11 protein-coding genes are annotated in these 12345 nt (G+C 69.7%); 6 read left to right on the top strand and 5 right to left on the bottom strand.

Annotated features, from left to right (window positions below; genetic code table 11):
- Nucleotides 1-6 precede the first annotated feature (6 nt).
- The gene (locus ACQKQD_RS01355; RefSeq protein WP_427507284.1) at nt 7-1122 is read right to left on the bottom strand and encodes a methyl-accepting chemotaxis protein; all 1116 of its coding nucleotides are present in this window, start codon (nt 1120-1122) and stop codon (nt 7-9) included.
- Between the two features lie 228 nt (nt 1123-1350).
- On the bottom strand, nt 1351-2235 hold the full coding sequence (locus ACQKQD_RS01360) for a fumarylacetoacetate hydrolase family protein (RefSeq protein WP_132368103.1): 885 nt from the start codon (nt 2233-2235) through the stop codon (nt 1351-1353).
- 413 nt (nt 2236-2648) lie between these two features.
- Here ACQKQD_RS01360 and ACQKQD_RS01365 point away from each other — a divergent pair, with 413 nt between their 5' ends.
- Nucleotides 2649-3968 (top strand): OmpP1/FadL family transporter, encoded by a 1320-nt coding sequence (locus tag ACQKQD_RS01365; protein ID WP_427507285.1) that lies wholly within the window; start codon nt 2649-2651, stop codon nt 3966-3968.
- A 181-nt stretch (nt 3969-4149) separates the two neighbouring features.
- Here the strand turns inward: ACQKQD_RS01365 and ACQKQD_RS01370 are convergent, their stop codons facing one another.
- Entirely contained in the window at nt 4150-5931 is a 1782-nt protein-coding gene (locus ACQKQD_RS01370; RefSeq protein WP_427507463.1) for a PHA/PHB synthase family protein, read from the bottom strand.
- Nucleotides 5932-6147: 216 nt separating this feature from the next.
- Between ACQKQD_RS01370 and ACQKQD_RS01375 the strand changes: the two genes are divergently transcribed.
- From ACQKQD_RS01375 to ACQKQD_RS01390, 4 genes are all read left to right on the top strand, one after another.
- Nucleotides 6148-6534: a hypothetical protein gene (locus ACQKQD_RS01375; RefSeq protein WP_427507286.1), complete on the top strand. Its 387-nt coding sequence runs from the start codon at nt 6148-6150 to the stop codon at nt 6532-6534.
- 110 nt (nt 6535-6644) lie between these two features.
- Nucleotides 6645-7862 (top strand): LL-diaminopimelate aminotransferase, encoded by a 1218-nt coding sequence (locus tag ACQKQD_RS01380; protein ID WP_026604561.1) that lies wholly within the window; start codon nt 6645-6647, stop codon nt 7860-7862.
- Between the two features lie 134 nt (nt 7863-7996).
- Entirely contained in the window at nt 7997-8209 is a 213-nt protein-coding gene (locus ACQKQD_RS01385; RefSeq protein ID WP_020090818.1) for a hypothetical protein, read from the top strand.
- Between the two features lie 113 nt (nt 8210-8322).
- The gene (locus tag ACQKQD_RS01390) at nt 8323-8682 is read left to right on the top strand and encodes a hypothetical protein (RefSeq protein ID WP_020090817.1); all 360 of its coding nucleotides are present in this window, start codon (nt 8323-8325) and stop codon (nt 8680-8682) included.
- A 21-nt stretch (nt 8683-8703) separates the two neighbouring features.
- On the opposite strand, the gene ACQKQD_RS01395 is transcribed toward ACQKQD_RS01390, so the two are convergent.
- Nucleotides 8704-9039 (bottom strand): DUF3140 domain-containing protein, encoded by a 336-nt coding sequence (locus ACQKQD_RS01395; protein ID WP_100250567.1) that lies wholly within the window; start codon nt 9037-9039, stop codon nt 8704-8706.
- 211 nt (nt 9040-9250) lie between these two features.
- Between ACQKQD_RS01395 and prfB the strand changes: the two genes are divergently transcribed.
- A protein-coding gene (prfB, locus tag ACQKQD_RS01400) for a peptide chain release factor 2 (protein ID WP_100250568.1) occupies nt 9251-10379 on the top strand; the annotation gives its coding sequence in 2 pieces (ribosomal slippage) (nt 9251-9319 and nt 9321-10379; 1128 coding nt in all).
- Between the two features lie 180 nt (nt 10380-10559).
- Here prfB and ggt read toward each other — a convergent pair.
- On the bottom strand, nt 10560-12161 hold the full coding sequence (gene ggt, locus ACQKQD_RS01405) for a gamma-glutamyltransferase (protein ID WP_427507287.1): 1602 nt from the start codon (nt 12159-12161) through the stop codon (nt 10560-10562).
- Between the last annotated feature and the right edge of the window lie 184 nt (nt 12162-12345).

Raw genomic sequence — 12345 nt, forward strand, 5'->3', positions numbered from 1 at the left:
CAGAAATCAAGCGGGCCTCGCGCCCGAACCTCCCACCGAGGGGTCGGTCTGGACGATCATGCCGTACCAGCCCAGCCCGCAATAGGTCTCGTATCCCGGTGTCCGATGGTACGCCGTGACCGTGCCCGACCGCGGATCCCGCACGACTCCGCTCGTCTCGCCGTCCATCCGGCAGGAGACCCGCTCGGTCAGGAGACCGACCTGATCCGAGGCGGCCAGCACCCGGCCGCCGGCATCGACCAGCAGGGCGCGGGTGCGCCCTCGATCTTCCGGCGCGACCCGGATCCCCGAAACGATGGCGTGGGCCTGCGGCGCCCAGTCGAAGTGGATCGCCAGGACGCCGAGCGGTGCGCCGGTCGCCTGACCGCCCGCCCGCACGCTCGCCGCGTAGGTGGCGACCTGCGCGCCGCCCAGCGCATCCTCCTGCCGCACGTCGGCGCAGACGAAGGCGTCGCCGCTCTCCAGGGCGAGCGCCTCCCGGAACCACGCTTCGCCCGCGACGCTCCGGCCCTGCAGTCCCGGGTAGCGATCGGCGCGGCCGGTCGCGAGGATGCGGCCGTCCAGGCCGCAGATCCAGAGATCGAGATAGACCGTGTAGGCCGAGAGGATGATGCCGAGGCGGTCGCCCGCGAAGGCCGCCGCGGCCGGGCCGGGATCGGCCGCGCAGGCGACGACGGCGGCGTCGGTCGCCCACCAGCGCACGTCGCAGGTCCGCTCGTAGAGGTTGCGATCGATCAGTTCGACCGCGTTGAGCGCGAGATCGACCAGGCGTTCTCCCTGGACGCGGCCCGCCATCGTCTCGACGGTGCGCTGCAGCTCGACGATGCGGCCGGACAGGTGAAGCTCCAGCTCGCCGGCGATGACGTCCACGGACTCGCCGAGGGCGCGCACTTCCTGGGCGACGACCGCGAAGCCGCGTCCCTCATCTCCGGCGCGCGCGGCCTCGATGAGCGCGTTGAGGGCGAGGATCTTGGTCTGCGCCGTGATCCGCCGGATCCGGCCGGTCTTCTCCTGCGCCGCCTGCTTGACGGCATCGGCCAGGATCTCGATCGACCTGAGGGTCGGCGGCTCGGACTCCGATCCGGAGGTCCGGTCATTGGGGAAATCAGTTTTCGCAGTCATGCCGGGCCCGATCGACGAGGCGGGCATTTTGCAGCTATAATATAATACAGTCTTAACCGATCAAGGTCCGCGATATAAATTACAATACTAAAATCAATCCATAATTCAATCGAGAGTATATAAATCCCGTCGGTCGCGGGTGCCGGGCGCTCGCCAATATCGATGACGTTGCCTGGACGCGGGGCCGCCGCCCGGACGCGGGCGGCAGCCCGTCTGTCAGCCCGTCTGTCAGTGCGTCGGCTCGCCGGCCGAGACCTTGGCGGTCCAGTCGTCGAAGGCGATGACCTTCTGCCGCTGCTCGCCGAGCCGGTCGATGCGCAGGACCATCTCGTCCCCGGCCTTGAGGTAGCGCGGCGGCTTCATGCCGAGGCCGACGCCCGGCGGCGTGCCGGTGGTGATCACGTCGCCCGGCTCCAGCAGCATGAAGTGCGACGCGTAGGCGACGAGTTGGGGAACGTCGAAGATCATCGTTGCGGTCGAGCCGGTCTGACGGCGCTCGCCGTTCACGTCGAGGCTCATGGCGAGGTTCTTCAGGTCCGGAATCTCGTCGAGGGTCACCAGCCAGGGCCCGAGGGGGCCGAAGGTCGGCGCGCTCTTGCCCTTGGTCCAGGTCGGACCGCGGTTCATCTGCCACTCGCGCTCGGAGACGTCGTTGCAGATGCAGGCGCCCGCAACGTAGCTCAGCGCCTCGTTGGCGTGGACGTAGCTGGCGCGCCGCCCGATCACCACGGCGAGCTCCACCTCCCAGTCGGTGCTGTGCGACCCCTTGGGAATGATGACCGTGTCGTTCGGCCCGCACAGGCTGGACGGGGCCTTGTTGAAGATGATCGGCTCCGCGGGGATCGGCGAGCCGGTCTCGGCGGCGTGGTCGGCGAAGTTCAGGCCGATGGCGACGACGTTCCGGGTGCCGCCGACGCAGGGGCCGAGCCGCACGTCCGGGGACAGCTTCGGCAGGGTCTCGGGATCCAGGGCGCGCAGCCGCGCCAGCGAGTCGGGCGCGAGGGCCGGCCCGGCGATGTCGCGCACGATGCCCGACAGGTCGCGCAGCCCCCCGCTGGCATCCACGAGGCCGGGCTTCTCGTCGCCGCTCGGGCCGTGCCGGAAGAGCTTCATGGCCGCACTCCTCATCCTTCCCTGAACCGGTCTGCGCCGGACGCCGGGACCATGGCCGGGCCTCGACCCGGGTGCAAGGCCGGACGGGGCTACGCGTCCGCCCGTCGGGTGTCGCAGCCGGGCCACAGGACGGCGGAAAAGTGCAGGGTCAGCGACGTATGGATTTATTGTTCCTGTCGCCGTCTCGGAAGAACAGTTCAGATCAAAACTGAAAAGCTCCGCTGACCACGCGCTTTCGCGCGTGAAGGCACCGTTTACCTCTGCTGCTCTACTGCTATTCCATTCGGCACCGAAAATGATCGGGGTCATTGCGGTTCTGCCCCTTAAACCGGCACCATGCACGAAAGGTCGCCGCATAACGGGTCTCGAATAATCGACGGCGCCCAGCAGAACGAGAAGGCTTGGGGGAAGAGATGGGCGGGACGGTTCGCGCTGCGATGCTGGCGGCGACGGCGGTGATCCTCGGCGCCGGGCAGGTGCAGGCGGGAGCGTTCGGGATCCGGGAGCAGAGCACCGAGGCCCAGGGGCTGGCCTTCGCGGGCGCGGCCTCGGGATCGGGCGGCGTCTCGTCGATCTTCTGGAATCCCGCGACGATCACGATGAACCCGGGCTTCGTCGCGGAGCAGAACTTCACCTATATCGGTCTGTCCTCCACGATCCGCCCGGAGGCCGGCACAAATCCGGGCTTCGCGCGGCTGGGCGGCTCCGGCGAGATCGGTCAGGGCGCGGTCGTGCCGGCGGGCGCCACCTCCTACCAGCTCAACGACCGCCTCTGGCTCGGCCTCTCCACCGGAGCCCCGTTCGGCCTCGTGACCAAGCCGCGGGACGTGTGGGCCGGCGAGGTCTACGGACGCTCGTCGCGGATCTTCTCGCTGGCGATCAATCCGGTCATCGGCTTCAAGGTCAACGAGTGGCTCTCGATCGCGGCCGGCCCGAACATCGAGTATTTCCGCCTGACGCTGCGGCAGGCGCTGCCGATCCCCGGCATCCTGCCGACCGCGTATCCGAGCTCCTTCCTCAAGGGTGAATCCTGGGGGGCGGGCTTCACCGCCGGCGCCACGCTGACGCCCCGCGACGGGACCGTGCTGGGCATCGGGTACCGCTCCTCGGTGCACCACGACATCGACGGCTCGATCGGCGTGCCGCTCGTCGCCCTGGCGCCGCTCGCCGGTCAGGTCCGCGCGCGGCTGAACACCCCCGACAAGCTGAGCGTCGGCCTGACCCAGGCGGTCTCGCCGGTGGCGCGGGTGAATCTCGGCTTCGAGTGGGATAACTGGTCGAGGCTCGGCACGATCGGCATCGTGTCGAAGACGATCGGGCTGCCGGTGAACAACCTGCCGCTGAACTACAAGGACGGGTTCACCTACGCGATCGGCGCCGAGTACGACGCCTCGCCGAACCTGACGCTGCGGACCGGCTTCGCCTACGAGACCTCGCCCATCGACTTCCGGAACCGATCGGTGCGCCTGCCGGACGGCGACCGGTACAACGTCTCGGTCGGCGCGAGCTACCGCTGGAGCCAGCAGCTGACGCTGAACCTCGCCTACTCGCACTTCTTCCTGGACCGGTCGCGGATCCTCGCGGGCGTCGGACGCGACTACAACATCAGCAATATCGCCTTCGCGGGCGTGGTGGATTCCAGCGCCGACATCGTCTCGGTCGGCTTCCGCTACGTGTTCGGCGCCCCGCCGGCCCCGGCCCCCGCCCCGGCCCCGCTCGTGCGGAAGTACTGACGGCCCGCTCTGTTTGGTTGCTTCGCTGCCGCCGTCTTTGCGAGCGCAGCGAAGCAATCCGGGACGGCGCCACGCTGACAGATGTCGAACCGCCCTGGGTCACGTCGCTCCGCTCGTGATGACGGGGCGGCGCCGTGATCGTCGCGGCCCATCACCCATCGATCCGAGCGCGTCGCGCGCCTCAGGCGCGCATCCGCACGTAGGTGCCGGGCGCCGGGCCCAGGGACTGGAGCGCGTCGCCGCCCGGCTGACGGGCAGGCACCCGCTCCGGCGCCTGCGCCTCGATCCACTGGAACCAGTAGGGCCACCACGAGCCCTTGGTCTCGACCGCGGCCCTGATCCACTCTTCCAGCGTCCCCTTCACGGGGCCGCCGGTCCAGTAGCCGTATTTCGGCTTGGACGGCGGGTTGATCACGCCGGCGATGTGGCCCGAGCCCGCGAGCACGAAATCGACCTTGCCGCCGAACACCTTGGAGCCCTCGAAGACCGACAGCGCCGGCGCGATGTGGTCCTCGCGGGTGGCGAGGTTGAAGATCGGAACCTGCACCTTCCTGAGGTCGAGGCGGACGTTGCCCAGCACCATCCGGCCCTGCGCCAGCGTGTTGTCGAGGTAGCAGTTGCGCAGGTAGAAGGAATGATTGGCCGCCGGCATCCGGGTGGCGTCGGAATTCCAGTACAGCAGGTCGAAGGCCGAGGGCGCCTTGCCCTTGATGTAGTTGTTCACGACATAGGGCCAGATCAGGTCGTTCGGCCGGAGCATGTTGAAGGCGTTCGCCATCCGGGCGCCCTCGAGATAGCCCTGCTCGGCCATGCGCGCCTCGACCTGGCGGATCTGCTCCTCGTCGGCGAAGACCTTCAGGTCGCCCGCATGGGTGAAGTCGACCTGCGTGGTGAGCAGCGTCGCGCTCTTGATCCGGCGGTTGCCGGTCGCGGCCTGCATGGCGAGCGTCACGGCGAGCAGCGTGCCGCCGACGCAGTAGCCCGCGGCCGTGACCTCGTTCTCGCCGGTGGCGACGCCGATCGCGTCGATGGCCGCCTCGATCCCCTCGCGCATGTAGGACTCGAAGTCCTTGTCGGCGTGGCGCGTATCCGGGTTCACCCAGGAGATGCAGAAGACCGTCAGCCCCTGATCGACCATCCACTTGAAGAAGCTCTTCTGGGGGTTGAGGTCGAGGATGTAGAACTTGTTGATCCAGGGCGGGACCATCAGGAACGGGCGCCGCAGCACGGTCTCGGTGGTCGGCGCGTACTGGATCAGCTCGATCAGGTCGTTGCGGAACACCACCTCGCCGGGGGTGACCGCCATGTTGCGGCCGACCTCGAACCCGCTCGGATCGGTCTGGCGCACCCGCAGCTGCCCGCCGCCGGCCTGCAGATCCTCCTCGTACATCTTGAGGCCGCGGACGAGGTTGGCGCCACTCTCCTGCAGGGTGTGGCGGATCAGCTCCGGGTTGGTCGGCAGGAAGTTCGAGGGCGACAGCATGCTGGTCACTTGGCGCAGGTAGAACTGTGCCTTGTGACGCGTGTGCGCGTCGAGCCCCTCGGCCTCATCGACGAGGCTCTCCGCCCAGCGGGTGGCGAGCAGGTAGGCCTGCTTGAGGAAGTCGAAATACGGGTTGGTCGTCCACTCGGCGTGGGCGAAGCGCGCGTCCCGGGGCTCGGGCAGCGCCACCGGATCGGCGGGCTGGCCCTGCAGGCGCAGGTAGGTCGAGCCCCAGAGCGACAGGAACGCCTGCGACAGGCGCGCCTGAGCCTCGGCGCTGCGGTTCGGATCGGCGAGCCAGGTCTCGGCCACCTGACCGAGCACCTTGGCCGCCTCGTTCATCTCGCTGCCGGGTGCGGCCGCCTGGCCCTCGGGCCCGAGGAGGCGGGCGACGTTGCGCCCCATCGCCTCGACGAACTGACCGGCATTGCGGGAAATCGCCTCGAAATCCGGCATCGGGGCGACCGTGCCGTCCGGCATCGCGCCGTTCGAGACCGACTTCGGAGGGGCGGTCCGATCCGGCGCCTGCGGGCTCGTCAAACGTGCCTCCCTGTGCTTCATCTGTTGACCCGATGGCGCGGGCCTCGTTTCCGACAAAATAAGGAGCGAGCCAGAGTTTTCGCCAGCCCGGCTCAGGACGTCGCCGAAACATCCGGCCGATCTTTTCATACGCATGTGACGATGGATCGTGCCATTTTGAACCCCGCTATCCGCCCGCATCGCGCCGGTCCGCTGCGCCGCCTGACGCGCGCGGCCGGCCTGGGCGTGCTGGTCGGCGCGCTCGGGGCCTGCTCGGGCGACGTCGTCCGCTCGCTGGCCTCCGATGCAGGCTACGGGCCGCGGGTCGTCGCGGCCCCGGATTTCGTCACGGACACCCGCAGCAAGGCGCAGCCCGACTTCATGCCGGTGGGCGTCGACGCGCCGAAGCGGCCGGTCCGGGCCAAGTCGGTCACGGGCCAGAAGGCCCTGGAGGCGGAGCTGGAGGGTGCCCGCGGCCGCAACGAGGCCCGGGGGCGGGCCGCCGAGAGCGCCGGGCGGGGCGCGGCCGCCACCGTCAAGCCGGCTTCGGCGGCGTCGCAGTAGCGGCCCTTTTTCAGGGTCGGCGGCGGCCCGCAACTCTGCTAGAGCACGTGGTTCGCCCGACCGGCCCAGACGAGAGACGCCGGATCCGGGACGCGCCGATGGACACGCCCATGACCGACTTCCACCGCATCAAGCGACTGCCGCCTTACGTCTTCGAGCAGGTCAACCGGATCAAGGCTGCCGCCCGCGCGCAGGGCGCCGACATCATCGATCTCGGCATGGGCAACCCGGATCTGGACGCGCCGAAGCACGTCATCGCCAAGCTGTGCGAGACGGCCGGGCGGCCGCGCACGGATCGCTACTCGGCCTCCAAGGGCATCGCCGGCCTGCGCAAGGCGCAGGCGGGCTATTACCAGCGGCGCTTCGGCGTGACCCTGAACCCCGACACCCAGGTGGTGGCGACACTCGGGTCCAAGGAAGGGTTCGCCAACATGGCCCAAGCGATCACCGCGCCGGGCGACGTCGTGCTGGTGCCGAACCCGAGCTACCCGATCCACGCCTTCGGCTTCCTGATGGCCGGTGGCGTCATCCGCTCCGTGCCGGCCGAGCCGACGCCGGCGATGTTCCCCGCCCTGGAGCGGGCCATGCGCCACTCGATCCCGAAGCCGGTGGCGCTGGTCGTCTGCTACCCGTCGAACCCGACCGCCTACGTGGCGAGCCTCGACTTCTACCGCGACCTCGTGGCCTTCGCGAAGCAGCACGAGCTGATCCTGCTGTCGGACCTCGCCTACGCGGAAGTCTATTTCGACAACAACCCGCCGCCCTCGGTGCTGCAGGTGCCCGGCGCCATCGACTGCACGGTGGAGTTCACCTCGCTGTCGAAGACCTACTCGATGGCCGGCTGGCGGATGGGCTTCGCGGTGGGCAACGAGCGCCTGCTCGCGGCGCTCACCCGGGTGAAATCCTACCTCGATTACGGCGCCTTCACGCCGATCCAGGTCGCCGCGACGGCCGCCCTCAACGGCCCGGACGATTGCATCCACGAGATGCGCAGCATCTACAGGAAGCGTCGCGACGCGCTGGTGGAGTCCTTCGGCAAGGCCGGCTGGACCATCCCGTCGCCCGCTTCGTCGATGTTCGCCTGGGTGCCGATCCCCGAGCGGTACCGGGAACTGGGCAGCCTCGAATTCTCCAAGCTGCTCCTGGAGAAGTCCGACGTGGCGGTCGCGCCCGGCATCGGCTTCGGCGAGTTCGGTGACGAGTACGTCCGCATCGCGCTCGTGGAGAACGAGCAGCGCATCCGGCAGGCGGCGCGCAATATCCGCCGGTTCTTCGACGGCACCGACAAGACGCTGCACAACGTCCTGCCGATGGCCCGGACCGGCTAGACCGGCCCGCGCAAATTGTTGCCGCGGGGCGACAGACGCCGTCAAAGGTGTCGGCGCCCCGCGCCGGCGCTTGTCAGCGCGGGGCGCGATGGCCAGGGTCAGGTGCGGGGGTCTTCCCGCGTCCCGAGTCTCGCATGCGCCGCCTGAACCTCATCGCCGCCCTGCTGCTCGCCGCCGCGGCCTCGGCCTGCGCGCCGAACCCGATCATCGCCCGGGACCCGATCCCTGCGCCAGGGCCGGCGGACGTGTACGCGTGCGACTCGAAGCCGTTACCGGTCAACGCCTTCACGACCGATTGCCGCCCCGTCCCGGCGAGCCCGCAGGTCGTGCTGCGCGCGCGGGGCTGAACCCGCCCGGAATTTCGGTAACCGGTCGATTCGGACGGGCCGGACAAGCCGCCCGCGATCAGCTAGACTGTAGGCCAGATGCCGGCCCGCCCGGCCCCCTGACGGAGCATCGCGTGAGCACCAAGACCCTGATCGCCGCCGGATTGCTCGCCCTCCTGGCGGGGCAGGGCGCCTCGGCCTCCGACGCCGCATACCCGCCGGCGCCCTACCAGCCCCGAGCCTTCGTGTTCACCGCCCCGAACGGCCCGACGGTCCTGCAGACCGAGGGCTGCTGCCAGGTGGTGGTGCCGCCGGGCCGGCCCGATCTCGCCCAGCCCGCCGTGCCGGTGGCCGAGGTGATGAACGGCGGCGGCTTCGGCTACACCGGGTTCGACTACTACAACGACCAGATCACCGAGGGGCGGTTCGGCGCGCGCAAGCGGCCGCGGGAGTACGTGATCGCTCCGTCCTACATCGTGCCGCCGCGCTACTGAGCCGCCGGGCGTTCCGGGGCCTCAATCCTTCTGCGGATCGTGGCCCCAGTTCATCAGCGACATCCGCCACGGGGAGTCGGGGTCCTTCCGGGCCTCGCCGCCCTGCTTGAGATGGCGGTGGACGTAGCCCACGACCTTGCGCATGGCGGCGTAGTCGTCGTCCGTCAGGTCGGCCTTCTTGGTGTCCTTGATCGCCAGGATCCGCCGGCCCATCTCGTGCCCGGTCGACTCGCCGCCGTCCTTCTTCTGGCCGACCTCCCGGCTCGCCGCGCTGTCGAGGTGCTTCTTCAGCGCCGCCGGCGTCATGTTGACGGCCTCGTTGAAGTCCTTCCACGTCGCCGCGTGATCGTCCGCCATCCGCCTGCCTCCCGGGCCGTGTCGCTCGTCCCCGACAACGCGCCCGAGGCTCGCCGGCTCGCCGCCATCCCTGCGGTCGGGCGCCGCACGGGCAACGGGCGACGTGGCGGGCGACGTGGCGGGGAAGCGTTTACAGGCCGGGTCCCGGGGGGTATCACCCCGACCCGACGAGCTTCCATTCTCTCCCCACACCCCATTCCCGAAAAGCCAGATGCGCGCCGAGATCGAGCAAGCCTCGGATGCCGCCAAGCAGTCTATAGGGCTGCTGAGGAGGCATCTTTGACTGGGATACAGTCGATAAACGCCTCGCGGAGCTGAACGCGGCTTCCGAGGACCCCGACCTCTGGAACGACGCCGAGGCCGCCCAGAAGGTCATGCGCGAGCGCCAGCAGCTCGACGAGGCCGTCACGGCGATCAAGAAGCTCGAGCGCGACCTTGAGGACGGCGCCACGCTGATCGAGCTCGGCGAGATGGAGGGTGACGAATCCTCGATCCGCGAGGGCGAGGCGGCGATCCTGGCCGTCGAGAAGGAGGCCGCGAGCCGGCAGGTCGAGACGCTTCTGTCGGGCGAGGCCGACGGCTTCGACACCTATCTCGAGGTCCATGCCGGGGCCGGCGGCACCGAGAGCCAGGACTGGGCCAACATGCTCCAGCGCATGTATGCCCGCTGGGCCGAGCGCCGGAAGTACAAGGTCGAGGTCGTCGAGATGACCGACGGCGAGGAGGCCGGGATCAAGGGCGCCACGCTCCTGATCAAGGGCCACAACGCCTACGGCTGGCTCAAGACCGAGTCCGGCGTGCACCGTCTGGTCCGGATCTCGCCCTACGATTCCAGCGCCCGGCGGCACACCAGCTTCGCCAGCGTCTGGGTCTACCCGGTGATCGACGACCGGATCGAGATCGAGATCAAGGAATCCGACTGCCGGATCGACACCTACCGGTCGTCCGGCGCCGGCGGCCAGCACGTCAACACCACCGACTCGGCGGTGCGCATCACCCACAACCCCACCGGGATCGTGGTCGCGTGCCAGCAGGAGCGCTCGCAGCACAAGAACCGGGCAACCGCCTGGAACATGCTGCGCGCCCGCCTGTACGAGCTGGAGCTGAAGAAGCGCGAGGAGAAGGCCAACGCCGAGGCCGCCGCCAAGACGGATATCGGCTGGGGCCACCAGATCCGGTCCTACGTGCTGCAGCCGTATCAGCTGGTGAAGGACCTGCGCACCGGCACCCAGTCCACCGATCCGGACGAGGTGCTCGACGGCGACCTCGACCCGTTCATGGAGGCCTCGCTCGCGCAGCGGGTCTACGGCGGCGTTGAGGCGGTCGAGGATATCGACTGAGGCGGCGTGAGCTGCCTCCCCGTCATCACGAGCGCAGCGAAGTGACCCAGGGCGGCGCGCGATCGATCAGCGTGGCGCGACCCTGGATCGCTTCGCTCCGCTCGCAATGACGGCGGTGCTGACAGAGAGCGCCGTTGAGGCCAAAGGATGAGCGCCGGGGCGCCCATCCTCCCACGCCTCTCAATACCCCAGCGCCGCCCCGTCCTTGCGCGGGTCGGATCCGGCCGCCAGCGTGCCGGCCTTGCGGTCGATCCAGATGACCTGCCCCCCGCCGAGCGGCAGCGGCGCGCGGATCGCCGGGTGGCCGCGCTCGACCAGCCCCGTCATCACGGCGTCGGAGATCCCGCCCTCGACCTCCAGGCTGCCGCCGTAGGCGAAGCTGCGCGGGGCATCGAGGGCCTCCTGCACGTCGAGGCCCCGGTCGAGCAGGCCCGACAGCAGCTCGACATGGCCCATGGCTTGGTAATGGCCGCCCATGACGCCGAACGGCGCGACCGCCTGCCCGTCCTTCATCAGCATGCCGGGGATGATCGTGTGCATCGGCCGCTTGCCCGGCCCGACGCTGTTCGGGTGGCCGCCCTCGGTGCGGAACGACAGGCCGCGATTGTGCAGCAGCACGCCGCTCTCGGGCGCCAGGATGCCGGAGCCGAAGCCCTGGAAGATCGAGTTGATCAGCGACAGCGCGTTGCCGTCCCGGTCGACCACGCAGAGGTAGACCGTGTCCTTATGGGCGCGGCCCTCGGCCATCTCGCGGGCGATCTCGGGATAGATCTCCGGCTCGCGGGCCCGGCCCATGTCGATCGCGCCGTGGGCGGCGGCCTTCCAGGCGTCGGAGAGCAGGTGCTCGACCGGCACGTTGGCGAGGGCCGCGTCGCCGAACAGCACGTCGCGGTGATGGTAGCCCTGCTTGCAGACCTCGGCGAAGAGGTGGAGCCGGTCGAGGTCGGAGAGCGCGCCGACGTCGTAGTGCGACAGCACGTTCAGCATCATCAGCGCCGCCAGACCCTGGCCGGCGGGCGGGCACTCGTAGACGTCGTAGCCGCGGTAGCGGGTCGAGACCGGTGCGACCACGTCGGGCCGCGCGGCGGCGAAGTCGTCCAGCGTGTGCAGGCCGCCGAGGGCGTTCAGCCGGCTCACCATGTCCTCGGCGACGGGCCCCGTGTAGAAGGCGCGCGCGCCTGCCTCGGCGATCGTCCGGAGCGTCGCCGCCAGCTTCGGCAGGCGGACGACGCTGCCGATCGCCGGCACCTCGCCGCCGGGCAGGTAGGTCTCGGCGGCGTACGGATCCGTGGCGACGCGCTCGGCGCCGCGCAGCCAGTCCCAGCCGACCCGCTGCTGCACGACGAACCCGTCCTCCGCGTAGCGGATCGCCGGCTGGAGCAGCTCGCCGAGGGACCGGGTGCCGTGCTCGCGCACGAGTAGATCCCAGGCCGCGACCGCGCCGGGCACCGTCACGGCGTGTGGCGAGGTCGGCGTGATGGTGACGCCGTGCTCGGCGTACCAGTCGGGCATGGCGGCGGCGGGCGCCCGGCCCGAACCGTCGAGGGCGATGGGCTTCGTGGCGCCCGCGGGGGCGTAGAGGGCGAAGCAGTCGCCGCCGATGCCGGTCATGAGCGGATCGACTACGCACTGCACGGCGACCGCCGCGATGCCGGCATCGATGGCGTTGCCGCCGGAGCGCAGAACCTCGATGGCGGCGAGCGTCGAGAGCGGGTGCGAGGTCGCGACCGCGGCGTTGGCGGCGTAGACCGGGGAGCGGCCGGGGGCGGAGAAGTCTCTCACGGGATGTCCTGCTCTGCTGGGCGACTTAAAGAATCACCGCTTGATGCATATCGCCACCTCGGGATGAGGCGGTGACGGAGATGACGGCGCGGCCTCGTCCATGACGGATGGCTTCGCCGCCTCGTCTCTGCGAGCGCAGCGAAGCAATCCAGTCGGCGCAACGCTGAGCAACCTCGCGCTGCCC

The organism is Methylobacterium sp. NPDC080182, from assembly GCF_050281105.1.
In the GTDB taxonomy this organism is placed as follows: domain Bacteria; phylum Pseudomonadota; class Alphaproteobacteria; order Rhizobiales; family Beijerinckiaceae; genus Methylobacterium.

Excerpts from the sequence above, each read along its gene's own strand:
- ACQKQD_RS01355 (WP_427507284.1), bottom strand. The coding sequence starts at position 1,122 with ATGACTGCGAAAACTGATTTCCCCAATGACCGGACCTCCGGATCGGAG.
- ACQKQD_RS01395 (WP_100250567.1), bottom strand. The coding sequence starts at position 9,039 with ATGGCGGACGATCACGCGGCGACGTGGAAGGACTTCAACGAGGCCGTC.
- ACQKQD_RS01385 (WP_020090818.1), top strand. The coding sequence starts at position 7,997 with ATGCGCCGCCTGAACCTCATCGCCGCCCTGCTGCTCGCCGCCGCGGCC.
- ACQKQD_RS01370 (WP_427507463.1), bottom strand. The coding sequence starts at position 5,931 with ATGCCGGACGGCACGGTCGCCCCGATGCCGGATTTCGAGGCGATTTCC.
- ACQKQD_RS01360 (WP_132368103.1), bottom strand. The coding sequence starts at position 2,235 with ATGAAGCTCTTCCGGCACGGCCCGAGCGGCGACGAGAAGCCCGGCCTC.
- ACQKQD_RS01380 (WP_026604561.1), top strand. The coding sequence starts at position 6,645 with ATGACCGACTTCCACCGCATCAAGCGACTGCCGCCTTACGTCTTCGAG.
- ACQKQD_RS01365 (WP_427507285.1), top strand. The coding sequence starts at position 2,649 with ATGGGCGGGACGGTTCGCGCTGCGATGCTGGCGGCGACGGCGGTGATC.